This is a genomic window from Erythrobacter sp. THAF29 (assembly GCF_009363635.1).
GTDB lineage: Bacteria > Pseudomonadota > Alphaproteobacteria > Sphingomonadales > Sphingomonadaceae > Erythrobacter.
Map to the genome: position 1 here is coordinate 736438 of NZ_CP045392.1, position 12116 is coordinate 748553.

The window sequence follows — 12116 nt, forward strand, 5'->3', positions numbered from 1 at the left end:
ATAATTTAGGGTCAGCGCCTGTCCGATTTCTCGATTTTCGACCTAGACCCCACCCAACAACCATCGCGAATACCAAACATGCGCGCGCAGCATTGAGCGCCAGCCCGACTGGTCGAGATTGCCAACCCAAGACCCGAAATACAGTCTTGTCTGTCCTACCGCTTCGCTACTTGATGACGGTCGTGTCCCCTCACCCAGCGCCTCCACTGCAAACCAGCTAGCCGTGTTGGTGCTCTTGGATTCCAGCAGCGCTTGGGTTTCCCGGCGCTCCACCACCCGCCAAACCCCGAACCGCTCCGCCTCTCCCCGAGCCACGGCGCGGGCGTCTGCGGGCGAGGCGTTGCTGCCGATCGCGCGCAGCACGAGCCGCTCGGGCAGGAACGCCGTGCTGCGATAGAAGCGCTCGATGAACTCGGGCAGAGTGACCTCGCCCGGAACGTCGCGATAGAAGCAGTCGGTGTAGTCCTCCGGCCCGCCGAACTCGGCGAGCAGGCTGCCCTCGGGCACGTCGCAGGCGGTAACCTTTGCTACGCTCATCGCCCGCCCGGCTCGACGACCAGCATCGGCATCAGCCCGAACGCCGCTTGCCCAGCAAATCCGAACAGGCCCATTGGCGTTGCAAGGCGTGCGATCCATGCTTGCGCGCTTCCACCGGTCGCCGCCGTCAGCGCGATCTCGGCCACCATCAGCAGCACGAAAGCGAGCGCGCCCATCGCCAGCGCCGCGCCGGTGCTCGCGATGCCGAAACGCCGCACCAGCCAGCGCGCCGCGAGCCAGCTTGCGCCGACCATCACCGGCACCTCGATGGCAATGAAGGTGGCCTCGCCGAGCGCCTCTGCCCCCCACAGCACCCGCACTGTTCCGAGCACGAAACCCAGTGCGAAGATCGCCGCCCAGTACGCCGCGCCCGCCGCAATCGTTCGGGCCGGGCGCGTTTCGCCGCTATGACCGGACTGGCTTTCCATGCCCGGACCCTACCACGATTTGCCCTCGCGCAATTGCGCTGGATCAATTGCCCGTTTTCCTACTCGCGCCCCTGCGTGGTAGCCCGGAGGCATGTCGGCACCCCTCCCAATTTACGCAAAACCCGTTTCGAGTTGGAGAAGTGTCAACTTCGCAAAATCGCCTCAAGTCCTTGCGATTTCGGGATAAAAACTCGGAAAGCCCACTTGACACGGTGTTAGTTTTGTCAACTTCGCTCCGCTGCACGCCCTCGCCTGATCCAGATCAATTACGGCGCGTCGTCATGCCCTTACCCTTGATCGAAACTCTGGAGGTGGACCCATGAAAACGCGTGCGGGAACCGGACGGCGCTTCATGCGATTTACGGGCGAATCCACCTGAGACGAAGGACTAAAAGGAGGACGATAATGAGCAAATATCTCACCATCCCCCTCGCAGCCATTCTCTCGCTTGGCATAATTGGCTGTTCGGGCGAGCAGGAGCGCGAGGCAAAGACCTATGAGGTCGGCGCAGAGGATCTTGGCGGCGGCGAGCTGATCGCGCGTGAAGTCGATCCCGACGAGGTTCCAGTCGATCTGCCCGACACTCCGATGACCCCGGTTCCCGAAGAAGCCGATGAGGGCTCAGACACGACGGCCGAGAGCGCGGAGTAAGGCGCGCGGCGCGGTTCGCATTGAAAACTGGCGCAAATTCCCCCGCGCCCTAACGCAATCTTAATTCCCCGATCCGATAACACCCGTGGTTAATCTGGTAAGGGAATAGAATGAAGCTGCTGCAGGGTCTCGCCGGGGGAATTTTGGGAATGGTCGGCGGTGTCCTGGTGATGGTGCTGGCGCTCAATGCGCTCGGCAGCAGCGCGGATCCGCAGGCGCAAACGGTCGAAAACGATGCGCCGCGTGCGGAAGGCGCGCCGGTCGAAACAGCAGCGACCATCCGCGTTCCGATTTCCGATGACTCGGCCTCGGGCTAGGTTCAGCTCTTGCCGGCGCTCTCATGGCCCCAGGCGGGCGGAGGCGCATCAACAGGCCGGGTGACGTCGAACTCGACGCGGAAGAAGCGGGGTTCGGGAGCGCCGCCCTCGACAGTGCGCTGGAGCTGGTAGGCGAAGATGCCGTCAGCCGCGCCCGCCGGATCGACCTCGACCGTCCAGATATTGGTCACCGAAGCGGCGAGCCCCTCGCGCTCGAACAGGTCGATGCTTTCCCGGTCCACCGGAAATGCCTGTATGCGCGCAGTGCCCTCGTCCGCCGTGTCGCCGCCATACATCGTCACCGCATCGGGCTCACCGTCTTCGTGGCGGTGATCGTGCTTGAGACGAAGGCCGGCATTGGTGCGGGTAAAGACCCATGTGCGCGAGCGGTCCCATTCGCCGTCCAGTTCGACATGGAAGGGGACCTCGATCCGGTCGTCCGAACATTCCGCGACGTGCATGACCATCGGTGCGCCTGCGAAATCTGTGTCGGCGGTGTCATTGCTGACAAGCTCGCCCACATAGGCCTTGCCGCAATGGCTCGACAGCGCTTGCCAGAACATATCCTGCGGCTCGGGAGCGGGCTCGTCGACAGGCTGGTAGCAGCCTGCCATGGCGAAGAGGGTGAGCGGAGCGGTGCGGGTGGCGATCATTCGTGGACTGTATCGCGGCCGTTCGATGCTGCAAGTCTCGACCTTGCCCAAGCCACGCCTTGCCTGCACACTCTCCGCTGAACCGAGGGAGAGACCGATCATGTTCGCGACGACACTGATAGCCATGGCTCAGGCCGCAGCACCGATCCCGCCGATCGAGGAAGCCCGCGCGCAGATCGAGGCGAGGGATGCGGCATTGTTCTGGGCTGCTTTTGAGGGCTGCGATGCAAATGCGCTCGAAAGTCTGTTAACCGAAGACTACCGGATGCTGCACGATCTTGCAGGGCTTGCAGTCCCGAACCGCGCGGCCTTCGTCGAGAACATGCAGCAGCAATGCAAGTCTCGAGAGGCGAGCGGTTACCGCAACCGTAGATTGCTGGTGCCGGGCAGTCGAAGCGTCACGCCGCTTGGGGACTGGGGCGTGCTCGAGCGCGGCTGGCATACATTCTCGGAATGGCGGGGCGAGGAGGTCGGCTGGGTGCAGACCGGCGGCGCGCAATACTGGCATGTTTGGCGCTGGGAGGGCGAGGAAGGTGCATTCCGACTAGCCGAATCCATCAGCGTCGATCATGGCGCAGCGCCTGCCTATCCGCCTCCGAGCGAATAAGCCTGGCCATCCGGGCTCAGAAAAGAAGCGTGTCCGGGTCAGGCATGGGCTCGCGCTTTTGAGCTTTCACCAGGCTGAGCACGCTGCGCACCCCGAACCAGATCGTCACCAGCGGGATCAGGAGAAAGCCGATCGCCACCAGAATGAGGACGATCGAAATGATGCTCGCCACCAATCCGATCCAGAAGGTGCGGATGAGGTAGGTGAAATGCGATGCAGCCCATTCTTCCTTGTTCTCGCCCTGCCAGACATGCGCGAGCACGATGCCGACGAGGCCGGAAACGCCGGTCAGGAAACTGCCGAGATAGAGCAGGCTGATTATGGTGGGCTGGTTGAAGTCGAAACCGCTGCTGGGCGCTTGTTCGGTCATGGCTGGTCCCCTCGTGCCGCTACCGGAATGCCCACAGTCTATGCGAGCGGGGAGATAGGGCAAGCCTCCTTGTGCAAAAGCGCGTCAGCGGCACCAATCGACGGGCGTAGTTCCCCATCCGCTTTCCCCGGCGAGGCCGCGTTCGATCATCACCTCGGCAAGGTATTCATGGCGCCCTTTGCCTATGTTGCGGCGGACCTTGCGCAGTTCGCGGCCATACTGGTCTCGGGGTGGATCAGCCTCTCCGTTCCACTCGAAAGGCCCGCGCGAGAGCCATTCATGAAGGGCTGATCGAGCGCGCTTCGCCTGCTCTCGCTCGGCGTCGCAGGCGCCGTTCAGTTCGGGCGCGTCGAAGCCAACGAGGCGAACGCGCCGGCGCGCGCTCCCATTGCCGACGACCAAGGTGTCGCCGTCGACAACGCAGCCATCGGCGCCGGTCCAGCGCTCTCCGCACAATGCGAAAGTGTCTGTAACCCGCACCCAGCCCTGTTCTTCCGCGTAGGGACGGTAAAGAAACCACCAGGCCGCGCTCACGATGGCGAGCAGGGCGGGCACCCGCCACAGCGTCCACCAGCTGAGCATCCGGCTGCGACTGGCGCTACGTCGGGTTGAATTCCTTTGTCGGCGGTTCAGCATGGAGGCGCGAACTTATCAGCCCGGCGTCTCAAGCCAAGCCATCAACCGCTAATTGCGAATCTAGCTGTCCCCGCGCCGATCCAAGCCGCTGCGCCGCTCGCCTTTCCGTCGGTCCGTGCCGCTCCTGCGGTCGCCTTCGCGCCGGTCGGGGCCTTCGAAGGGCAACTGTTCCTTGCGGCGATCGTCTTGGCGACGGCCGCCGCCTTCGGGATCTTTGGGGGTTTCGTCGTGGTTGTCCGACATCGCACGCTCCAATGCTTTCGAGCACACGCCCCCAGTTTTGGGTGGAGTGAAGCAGATTGCGACCGTCTTATGGCAACCGACTAGCACCGAACCTGGTTTAAGTTGAAGCCCTTAGGTCGGTAAACCCACAAGAAAGGGCGCCGGATCGAGCCCGGCGCCCTTCTGGTTTTGGCACTCGCGGTGCCAGAATTGCGAAGCTCGTTTACGCTTCGATCGGTTCGAGCGAACCCTTGCCATTGGGGGTTTCGATCTCGAGGCAAGTGCCCTTGTCGACATAGGTCCAGGCATTGCCCTGGTAGTCGACAACGCTCGTGCCCGCGCAGCTTGTGCCTGGCCCGGCAGCGCAATCGTTCTCGCCTGCCTTCGAGACGCCGTAGCATTTTTCTTTCTCGCCGCCGCCTGCGTCAGCGAGCGCCTCTGCTTCGGTCGTGGCCGCGCCTGCGGTGTCGCCTTCCGCCGGGGCTTCTGCGCCGCCCGAACAGGCAGCTGCGAGGCCGGCTGCTGCGGCGAGGGCGATCGATCCTGCAATACGTGTGGTGTACATGGTTTTCCTCCAGTCCAATGTCTCAACAACAACGCAAGATACCGCGCCGTCAACGAGCGATTCGCAGTCAATCAGGGTTTGGTTACAGTGCAAAGTGCAAAATTTTGAAGTGTCGCGGGGACTTGCCCGTTCAGAGACGAGTTTTGCAGTCAATGCGATAAGCCGCTAAGCGCCGCGCTTCGTCACGAAAGAAGGATCCCCGCGAGGATGAATTCCAGTCCCGACCAATCGAGCGAAGCGGCTGGCCGGTCCAAGGCCGAGGTGCTGATCGAGGCGCTGCCCTATTTCCAGCGCTATGCCGGGCGCACTTTCGTGGTGAAGTATGGCGGGCACGCGATGGGCGAGCCGCAGGCCGCGCGCGATTTTGCCGAGGATATCGTGCTGCTGAAGGCGGTCGGGATCAACCCGGTGGTGGTGCATGGCGGCGGCCCGCAGATCGGTGAAATGCTGGCCAAGCTCGGGGTCGAGAGCACCTTTGTCGATGGACTGCGCGTCACCGACGAGGCGACCGCGAAGGTCGCCGAAATGGTTCTTTCGGGCGCGATCAACAAGGAGCTCGTCGGCTGGCTCTCCAATGCCGGGGGCAAGGCGCTGGGCCTTTCGGGCAAGGATGGCGGCCTTGTCACTGCGCGCAAGGTCGAGCGGACGACGCGCGATCCGGAAAGTCTTATCGAAAAGGCGGTAGACCTCGGCTTCGTTGGCGAGCCTGCACATGTGGAAACCAGTGTGATCGACACGGCGGTTGCCGCCGGAATGATCCCGGTCATCGCACCGATAGCGGGCGGCGAGGACGGGGCGACCTACAATATCAATGCCGATACGATGGCAGGTGCGATCGCGGCGGCGCTTGGTGCGGCTCGATTGTTCCTTCTCACCGACGTTGCAGGCGTGCTCGATGGCGAGGGCGAATTGCTGCCCGAGCTTACCCCCGGCGACGTTGCGAAACTGCGCGAGGACGGGGTGATCAAGGGCGGCATGGTGCCCAAGCTCGAAACCTGCGTTTCGGCGGTCGAATCCGGGTGTGAGGCGGCGGTGGTACTCGACGGAAGGGTGCCGCATGCCATGCTGCTCGAGTTCTTCACCGCCAGGGGCGCGGGCACACTGGTGCGCGCATAGGCACGCTGCTATTGGCTTGAACCTGCAAATTAGCGTATTAGATCACTAACACGCCTGTCCTGAGCGGGGCGCCGTAAAAAACGAGAATTGGGATTATCTGAAATGTCCGGATTGATTGCCGTCCAACAAATCATCGGAATGCTAGTGAACGTGCTGATCATGCTGATCGTGATCCAGTTCGTGATCGGCCTGCTGTTCGCATTCAACGTGGTGAACCAGTCGAACCAGTTCCTGATGCAGGTCTACAATTCGATCAATTCACTGCTCGATCCGGTCCTGAGGCCGATCCGGCGCATCATGCCCAATACCGGCGCGATCGACTTTTCGCCGCTGGTGCTGATCCTCGGACTCAATATCCTGCTCATCGTCATGAACGCGGTCATCTACGGATGACCGCAACCCGGATTGACGGAAAGGCGTTCGCAGCCCGCCTGCGCGAGCGTGTGGCGGAGCACGCGACGCGCTTTGCCGAGGTAGCGGGGCGCAAGGCAGGTCTCGCCGTGGTGCTGGTGGGCGACGATCCCGCAAGCCAGGTCTATGTCGGGTCCAAGGGCAAGGCGACGCTCGCCGCCAATATGGAAAGCTTCGAGCACCGCCTTCCCGCCGATACCAGCGCGGCGGCACTGCTCGCGCTGGTCGAGCGATTGAACAACGATGAGAGCGTCGACGGCATCCTCGTCCAGCTGCCGCTCCCCGATCATCTCGACGAGCAAGCGATCATTTCCGCGATCAGCCCGGACAAGGACGTGGACGGGTTTCACGTCATCAATGCCGGACGGCTCAGCGTGGGGCAGAACGGTTTCGTGCCGTGCACGCCATTGGGCTGCATGATGCTTCTGACCGACCGGCTGGGCGATCTTTCTGGGCTGGAGGCGGTCGTGATCGGGCGTTCGAACATCGTCGGCAAGCCGATGGCGCAGCTGCTGCTCGATGCCAACGCCACCGTCACCATCGCCCACAGCCGGACGAAGAACCTCGCCGATGTGGTCCGCCGCGCGGATATCGTGGTCGCCGCCGTTGGACGGCCCGAGATGATCCGCAAGGACTGGCTCAAGGAAGGTGCGACGGTCATCGACGTGGGCATCAACCGCCTGCCGCCCGAGCCGGGCAAGGAAAAGGGCAAGCTCGTGGGCGATGTCGCCTACGATGAGGCTGCCGAAGTCGCCGCCGCGATCACGCCGGTGCCGGGCGGGGTCGGGCCGATGACAATTGCCGTGCTCCTGCGCAACACGCTCGTTGCTGCGTATCGCAATGCCGGACTCGAGGTTCCGGAAGACCTCTGAGGCGCGGTCAGCTTTCGTAAATCCGACGCGCGGCAGGTCTACGATTCTGCATTTCCGGGAGGCTCCATGAAGTACGCGACGACCATCGCCTTGTCTGGCGCGCTAGCGCTCACGCTCTCTGCCTGCGCGGGCGGACAACGCCCCGGCCCTCCGCCGCAGGTCATCGACCGAGCGCTCAAGACCGCGCCGGGCGCCGCGCAGCCGAGCACGGTGGTCGCGACCGAGATCGCCTTTGCGCGGGTGGCGAAGGAAAAAGGGCAATGGACGGCATTTCGCGAATTCGCCGCGCCCGGCGCGATGCTTCACGGTCGCAACGGCGCGTTCACTGCGGAAGCTTTTCTCGCCCAGCAGAGCGATCCCGAGAAGGCTGTCCAATGGGCGCCGCGAACCATCGTGATGAGCTGCGATGGCGCACTTGCGGTGAGCCTGGGGCGCTATCAGGATCCCGAGGGGCTGGTGGGCAATTTCGTGACCGTCTGGGAGCGCCAGAGCGACAACGCCTACAAGTGGGTCTACGATGTCGGCGGGCCGGATACCCCACAGCCTCCGCCGCGCAAGGAAATCGAGGACGGCGACATCGTCGTCACCGCGATTGATGCAGTGCAGGGGCTAGTCGCGACCTGTCCGCGTGCGGGTGAGGCGATCCCCCCGCCGCCTGCCGATTCGTCGGTGGGCGTGCGTGCACAAGACGCCAAGACCTCGCGCGACGGAACCTTGCGCTGGCGCTTCGAGCACCGGGGCGAAGGCGAGAAATTCATCGCCGCGGAGTATTTCTATAACGGCCAGTGGGTCACTGCGATCGAAGAAAGCCTTGCATCCTCGCCCGAAGGGTGATGAGGGCGGCGCGACTGTCCAACCGCCTTCAATAGGGCTAATCACCGCGCCATGGTCCTGACCGAACTGTTCGTTTCCGCCTTCGTCACGCTGTTCGTGGTGATCGATCCGCCGGGCTGCGCGCCGATCTATGCCGGTCTGACCAAGGCGGCACCAGCCAGACTCGCACGCAACATGGCTCTGCGCGCGACGGCAATTGCAGCTGTTATCCTCACGATCTTCGCGTTTTTCGGAGAGGATCTGCTTAAGGCGCTCCATATCGAACTCGACAGCTTCCGCATCGCGGGCGGATTGATGCTGTTCTTCATCGCCTTCGAGATGGTCTTCGAAAAGCGCACGCAGCGCCGCGAAGAACGTGCCGAAAAGATATCTGCATCGGAAGTCGAGGACGTGTCGGTCTTCCCGATGGCGATGCCGATGCTTGCCGGCCCCGGTGCGATTGCGGCGATCATGCTGCTGATGAACGAGGCCGACGGGATGGCCGAGACGCTAGAGGTCTTCGCCGCGCTGGCCGCTGTGCTCATCCTCACCGCTGCCGCACTGGTTGCGGCTGGACCGCTGATACGGCTGCTCGGCGACAAGGTCGAGGCGGTGATCACCCGGCTCCTCGGTGTGCTGCTTGCAGCGCTCGCCGCTCAATACGTGATCGATGGCCTGCGGGGTAGCTTCGGGGTTTAGAGCAGTTCGGCCACGATCCCGCCGGCTACGCCCAGAGCCGTCAACAGGGTCCCGAAGGCGCCGACGATGCGGAACAGGCTGAAGATTTTTCGCCCGCCCGTCAGGCCCTCGCCATGCGATCCCGCGAGCGAAGAGAACGCGGCGGCGTGGGACAGCCGCGCGACCGCGAAGAGGATGCAGAGAGCGGCGAGATAGGCGGTCTGCCCGACCAGCAATTCATAGATGGCGAGGACGGCGACAAACAGGCCGGCATTTTCCGCAAGATTGCCGTGGCGCCTCATCCGGCGCTCCATGTCCTTGTCATCGCCAGTGCCGATCACAGGCCCCTTGAGCCGGCGAGAGCCGACGCCCACCATCAGCACAACCTGCAATACTATGATGAAGGCGCCAAGCGCAGCGGTGTAAAGCGGCAGATTCATGCAGGTATCTCCTGTGGGAGGATCGAAGTGTCCGGGTATCCTGTCAGCGCGAGCGATGCGCGACCCGCATCGAGTATCCGCCCTGGATCTGCCGCGACGCGGGCGGAGGCGAGTGCGCCGTGGAGAAGCTGCATCAGTGTTCGCCCAAGTGTGTGGGAGTCACCTGTAACTGCCCGCGCCGCAATGGCGTCTTTCGCAATCTGTATGAAATGTGCCTCGACCTGATCGAAAGTGGCCTGCGCCTCGCTGCGGATCTCCGGCATTTCCTGACCCAGTTCGAGAGCCAGACCAACTATCGGGCAGCCATAGATGTCTCCGCTTTCCCCGTGCATGTCGCGGTGGATCAAATAGGCTTGCCTGTAGATGGCAGCGAGCCGATCCTGCGGCTCCGAAAATCGGTCGAAGGTGGAAGCAAAAAGGACTTCCAGCGTGACCGCACCATTATACCGGACGACAGCGAGCGCGAGGTCGCGCTTGTCAGCAAAATAGCGGTAAACTGTCGCCTTGTTCACGCCTGCGGTATCGGCGACGAGATCTACGGAAACGCCGTGGAAGTTGCGCTTCCAGAACAGGCTCGCAGCGGTCGCGACGATATGGGCGCGGGTGCGCTCGCCTTTGGTGGGAAGGGCCGCGATGTCCATAAGTAACCGTTTAGTTCGTTTTGAACGCCGTCAAAAGCGCTCTCATGCGAAGGACTGTCGCAAAACGTGAGGGGGACCGGTCGCAGAGCAATCGCAAGGTCGACGGGCCGTCCGCAGGTGCCCGTAACAAATCGGAGGAACAGGACCGAGAAATTCGCCCGGAGGGGGGCAAAGACCCCAATTACTGCAATGTCATGATTTCTTCGCCGCCATCGCTGCGGCCGAAAAACTGCATCAGCTGGACAAGCAGCTCGCACCGTGCCGAGAGGTTTTCCGCCTCGAGCAGCGCCTGTTTCGAGGCCGGGTCGAATGGCGCGATCTGCGAGACGCCGTTGATCAGCGACTGGTCATCGAGCCGTTCGACCGAATCCCAGTCGACCGAGTAACCCTGCCGGTCGGCAAACTTGCGCGCCTCTTCCTCGAACCCGCCACGCTGCGCGTAGCTCAGCACTTCGTTCTCGTCGTCCTCGATCAGTTCGGCTTCGACCTGCCGGAAAGCCGTTGCAACGTCGAGCTCGCGGATCAGGCGGAAACGGCTCTGGCCTTCGAGGATGAGGTTGTATCGGCCATCGTCCATCGCCTCGATCTCGCCGATCCGCCCGACGCAACCGACCGTGAACAGCGGTGCGCCTTCGACCGGTCGCTGCGGCTGGATCATCGCGATCCGGCGGTCGCGGACCAGCGCATCTCCGACCAGCGCGCGGTAGCGCGGTTCGAAGATGTGCAGCGGCAGCTGGAGGCCGGGAAACAGAACCGCGCCGTGAAGGGGGAAGATAGAGAGGCGGGTGGTCAAGGCGTGCGTTATCCGAACAGGATTTTCGACAAACGGCGGCGTGTGGCGACGACCCACTCATCCTCGAGCCCTGTCGCCTCGAAGATCTGGAGCAGTTTCGCGCGCGCTGCGCCGTCATTCCACTCGCGATCTTCTTCTATCATCGAAAGCAGCGTATCGGCAGCTGCATCGCGCTGGTTTGCGGCGAAGGCTGCTTCGGCATAGGCGAGACGCGCGTCCATGCCGGCACCTTCGGCTTCGGCCTTCGCTTTCAGGCTCGCCAGTTCGCTGTCATCGACCTGGGTGCCCGCCAGCTCGAGCGCGCTTTTTGCAGCGGCAATCGCGGGGTCTTCGGACAGTTTCGGATCGGCTTCGATCGCAGTCATCACCTGACGGGCTTCCTCGACCTGGCCCAGCTGGACCATAGCGCGCACGAGTCCCCCATGAGCCGGGGCGTTGTCAGGCGCAAATTCGGTGACCTGCGCAAAGATGCTTGCGGCGCGCTGCGCGTCGCCCTCGGCAAGCGCGTCCTCGCCCATTCTGACGAATTGTTCGATTTCTTCGGGCGAAGGTCCTTGCGGCGCACCTGCGCCTTCGCCGCCTTCGACCGGAAGCTGCGAGAGCAACTGGTCGAGCACCTGCTTCAATTGCGACTCGCTCCGCGCATTCGTCAGGTCGGCGACCGGCTGGCCCTGGAACATCGCGTAGACCGTGGGGATCGACTTTACCTGGAACTGGGCGGCGATGAATTGCTCTTCGTCGACATTGATCTTCGCCAGCACCACGCCCTTGTCCGCGTAATCGGCCGCGACCTTTTCGAGCGTCGGGGTGAGCGCCTTGCAAGGCCCACACCATTCGGCCCAGAAATCGAGGATTACCAGCTTGGTCTGCGAGGGATCGACGACATCCTTGCGGAACCGTTCGACGGCCTTTTGTTCTTCTATGTTCAGTCCCATGCTCGCCAAGGGGATGCTCCTTGTGTGATTGTTGTGTGATTGCCTGTTGAATTGTCTCGGGCCCAATGTGGGGCATTTTGTCGCGATGTGAAGCGGCGAAGCTTGCGTGCGAAAACGCTGGCGGGTTCGGCCCGAGCGATCAAGGCGAAATCGGGTGATTTTTCCCTTGCAGGGTTCACGCGCCGCTGTTAATTGCGCCGCCTCCACAGCAGGAACGCGTCAAATCGCCGATTCTGCTGAGCGCCAGTGAGCGGGCGTAGCTCAGGGGTAGAGCACAACCTTGCCAAGGTTGGGGTCGGGCGTTCGAATCGCCTCGCCCGCTCCATTGTCTTCCGAAAATCGAAGCCAATACAACTGCCAGCGGCAGCGCTGTAGGCGGCGAAATTCGTGCTATTTTTGCCGCACATTCACGCTGGTGATCGGCGAAATTG

The 12116-nt window shown here is 62.8% G+C and carries 19 protein-coding genes and 1 tRNA gene; 9 read left to right on the forward strand and 11 right to left on the reverse strand.

Annotation, left to right across the window (positions count from 1 at the left end):
* Nucleotides 1–42: 42 nt before the first annotated feature.
* Nucleotides 43–537, reverse strand: a complete 495-nt coding sequence (locus FIU90_RS03670; protein WP_152433553.1) for a hypothetical protein — start codon at nt 535–537, stop codon at nt 43–45.
* The gene (locus tag FIU90_RS03675) at nt 534–965 is read right to left on the reverse strand and encodes a hypothetical protein (protein WP_152433554.1); all 432 of its coding nucleotides are present in this window, start codon (nt 963–965) and stop codon (nt 534–536) included. Before FIU90_RS03675 ends, FIU90_RS03670 begins: the two co-directional genes overlap by 4 nt.
* A 405-nt stretch (nt 966–1370) precedes the next feature.
* Here FIU90_RS03675 and FIU90_RS03680 point away from each other — a divergent pair, with 405 nt between their 5' ends.
* Nucleotides 1371–1616, forward strand: a complete 246-nt coding sequence (locus FIU90_RS03680) for a hypothetical protein (RefSeq protein ID WP_152433555.1) — start codon at nt 1371–1373, stop codon at nt 1614–1616.
* Nucleotides 1617–1726: 110 nt separating this feature from the next.
* Nucleotides 1727–1933: a hypothetical protein gene (locus FIU90_RS03685; RefSeq protein ID WP_152433556.1), complete on the forward strand. Its 207-nt coding sequence runs from the start codon at nt 1727–1729 to the stop codon at nt 1931–1933.
* 2 nt (nt 1934–1935) lie between these two features.
* Here the strand turns inward: FIU90_RS03685 and FIU90_RS03690 are convergent, their stop codons facing one another.
* Entirely contained in the window at nt 1936–2586 is a 651-nt protein-coding gene (locus FIU90_RS03690) for a hypothetical protein (protein ID WP_152433557.1), read from the reverse strand.
* Nucleotides 2587–2686: 100 nt separating this feature from the next.
* Between FIU90_RS03690 and FIU90_RS03695 the strand changes: the two genes are divergently transcribed.
* Nucleotides 2687–3193 (forward strand): DUF4440 domain-containing protein, encoded by a 507-nt coding sequence (locus FIU90_RS03695; protein ID WP_152433558.1) that lies wholly within the window; start codon nt 2687–2689, stop codon nt 3191–3193.
* Nucleotides 3194–3209: 16 nt separating this feature from the next.
* Here FIU90_RS03695 and FIU90_RS03700 read toward each other — a convergent pair whose 3' ends face one another.
* From FIU90_RS03700 to FIU90_RS03715, 4 genes are all read right to left on the reverse strand, one after another.
* The gene (locus FIU90_RS03700) at nt 3210–3563 is read right to left on the reverse strand and encodes a hypothetical protein (RefSeq protein ID WP_152433559.1); all 354 of its coding nucleotides are present in this window, start codon (nt 3561–3563) and stop codon (nt 3210–3212) included.
* 84 nt (nt 3564–3647) lie between these two features.
* Nucleotides 3648–4145, reverse strand: a complete 498-nt coding sequence (locus FIU90_RS03705; RefSeq protein WP_152433560.1) for a thermonuclease family protein — start codon at nt 4143–4145, stop codon at nt 3648–3650.
* Nucleotides 4146–4259: 114 nt separating this feature from the next.
* Complete coding sequence (locus FIU90_RS03710) at nt 4260–4442, reverse strand: hypothetical protein (RefSeq protein WP_152433561.1); 183 nt, start codon at nt 4440–4442, stop codon at nt 4260–4262.
* Nucleotides 4443–4644: 202 nt separating this feature from the next.
* On the reverse strand, nt 4645–4986 hold the full coding sequence (locus tag FIU90_RS03715) for a DUF2282 domain-containing protein (RefSeq protein WP_152433562.1): 342 nt from the start codon (nt 4984–4986) through the stop codon (nt 4645–4647).
* Nucleotides 4987–5193: 207 nt separating this feature from the next.
* Between FIU90_RS03715 and argB the strand changes: the two genes are divergently transcribed.
* The 5 genes from argB to FIU90_RS03740 all read left to right on the forward strand — a co-directional run bounded on the left by argB (nt 5194) and on the right by FIU90_RS03740 (nt 8897).
* Complete coding sequence (gene argB / locus FIU90_RS03720) at nt 5194–6102, forward strand: acetylglutamate kinase (protein ID WP_152433563.1); 909 nt, start codon at nt 5194–5196, stop codon at nt 6100–6102.
* Between the two features lie 102 nt (nt 6103–6204).
* Nucleotides 6205–6495 carry a YggT family protein gene (locus FIU90_RS03725; RefSeq protein WP_152433564.1) on the forward strand — a complete coding sequence of 97 codons (291 nt, stop codon included), beginning with the start codon at nt 6205–6207 and terminating at the stop codon, nt 6493–6495.
* Nucleotides 6492–7385 carry a bifunctional methylenetetrahydrofolate dehydrogenase/methenyltetrahydrofolate cyclohydrolase FolD gene (gene folD, locus FIU90_RS03730; protein WP_152433565.1) on the forward strand — a complete coding sequence of 298 codons (894 nt, stop codon included), beginning with the start codon at nt 6492–6494 and terminating at the stop codon, nt 7383–7385. Before FIU90_RS03725 ends, folD begins: the two co-directional genes overlap by 4 nt.
* 66 nt (nt 7386–7451) lie before the next feature.
* Nucleotides 7452–8219 carry a hypothetical protein gene (locus FIU90_RS03735; protein ID WP_152433566.1) on the forward strand — a complete coding sequence of 256 codons (768 nt, stop codon included), beginning with the start codon at nt 7452–7454 and terminating at the stop codon, nt 8217–8219.
* Between the two features lie 57 nt (nt 8220–8276).
* Complete coding sequence (locus tag FIU90_RS03740; RefSeq protein WP_152435678.1) at nt 8277–8897, forward strand: MarC family protein; 621 nt, start codon at nt 8277–8279, stop codon at nt 8895–8897.
* Here FIU90_RS03740 and FIU90_RS03745 read toward each other — a convergent pair.
* From FIU90_RS03745 to FIU90_RS03760, 4 genes are all read right to left on the reverse strand, one after another.
* The gene (locus FIU90_RS03745; protein WP_152433567.1) at nt 8894–9316 is read right to left on the reverse strand and encodes an MAPEG family protein; all 423 of its coding nucleotides are present in this window, start codon (nt 9314–9316) and stop codon (nt 8894–8896) included. The two genes, FIU90_RS03740 and FIU90_RS03745, sit on opposite strands and share 4 nt — an antisense overlap.
* A complete protein-coding gene (locus FIU90_RS03750) occupies nt 9313–9957 on the reverse strand; it encodes a TetR/AcrR family transcriptional regulator (RefSeq protein ID WP_152433568.1) in 645 nt (214 codons plus the stop codon). Before FIU90_RS03750 ends, FIU90_RS03745 begins: the two co-directional genes overlap by 4 nt.
* A 181-nt stretch (nt 9958–10138) precedes the next feature.
* Nucleotides 10139–10750 (reverse strand): LON peptidase substrate-binding domain-containing protein, encoded by a 612-nt coding sequence (locus tag FIU90_RS03755; protein WP_152433569.1) that lies wholly within the window; start codon nt 10748–10750, stop codon nt 10139–10141.
* 8 nt (nt 10751–10758) lie between these two features.
* Nucleotides 10759–11685, reverse strand: coding sequence for a tetratricopeptide repeat protein (locus FIU90_RS03760; protein ID WP_152435679.1), 927 nt, complete (start codon nt 11683–11685; stop codon nt 10759–10761).
* Between the two features lie 250 nt (nt 11686–11935).
* Here FIU90_RS03760 and FIU90_RS03765 point away from each other — a divergent pair.
* Nucleotides 11936–12010, forward strand: a tRNA-Gly gene (locus FIU90_RS03765).
* Nucleotides 12011–12116: the final 106 nt, after the last annotated feature.

Coding starts and splice junctions, on each gene's coding strand:
- FIU90_RS03675 (WP_152433554.1), bottom strand. CDS start 965: ATGGAAAGCCAGTCCGGTCATAGCGGCGAAACGCGCCCGGCCCGAACG.
- FIU90_RS03700 (WP_152433559.1), bottom strand. CDS start 3,563: ATGACCGAACAAGCGCCCAGCAGCGGTTTCGACTTCAACCAGCCCACC.
- FIU90_RS03670 (WP_152433553.1), bottom strand. CDS start 537: ATGAGCGTAGCAAAGGTTACCGCCTGCGACGTGCCCGAGGGCAGCCTG.
- FIU90_RS03695 (WP_152433558.1), top strand. CDS start 2,687: ATGTTCGCGACGACACTGATAGCCATGGCTCAGGCCGCAGCACCGATC.
- FIU90_RS03710 (WP_152433561.1), bottom strand. CDS start 4,442: ATGTCGGACAACCACGACGAAACCCCCAAAGATCCCGAAGGCGGCGGC.
- argB (WP_152433563.1), top strand. CDS start 5,194: ATGAATTCCAGTCCCGACCAATCGAGCGAAGCGGCTGGCCGGTCCAAG.
- FIU90_RS03745 (WP_152433567.1), bottom strand. CDS start 9,316: ATGAATCTGCCGCTTTACACCGCTGCGCTTGGCGCCTTCATCATAGTA.
- FIU90_RS03725 (WP_152433564.1), top strand. CDS start 6,205: ATGTCCGGATTGATTGCCGTCCAACAAATCATCGGAATGCTAGTGAAC.
- FIU90_RS03750 (WP_152433568.1), bottom strand. CDS start 9,957: ATGGACATCGCGGCCCTTCCCACCAAAGGCGAGCGCACCCGCGCCCAT.
- FIU90_RS03690 (WP_152433557.1), bottom strand. CDS start 2,586: ATGATCGCCACCCGCACCGCTCCGCTCACCCTCTTCGCCATGGCAGGC.
- FIU90_RS03705 (WP_152433560.1), bottom strand. CDS start 4,145: ATGCTCAGCTGGTGGACGCTGTGGCGGGTGCCCGCCCTGCTCGCCATC.
- FIU90_RS03680 (WP_152433555.1), top strand. CDS start 1,371: ATGAGCAAATATCTCACCATCCCCCTCGCAGCCATTCTCTCGCTTGGC.
- FIU90_RS03735 (WP_152433566.1), top strand. CDS start 7,452: ATGAAGTACGCGACGACCATCGCCTTGTCTGGCGCGCTAGCGCTCACG.
- FIU90_RS03760 (WP_152435679.1), bottom strand. CDS start 11,685: ATGGGACTGAACATAGAAGAACAAAAGGCCGTCGAACGGTTCCGCAAG.
- FIU90_RS03715 (WP_152433562.1), bottom strand. CDS start 4,986: ATGTACACCACACGTATTGCAGGATCGATCGCCCTCGCCGCAGCAGCC.
- folD (WP_152433565.1), top strand. CDS start 6,492: ATGACCGCAACCCGGATTGACGGAAAGGCGTTCGCAGCCCGCCTGCGC.
- FIU90_RS03685 (WP_152433556.1), top strand. CDS start 1,727: ATGAAGCTGCTGCAGGGTCTCGCCGGGGGAATTTTGGGAATGGTCGGC.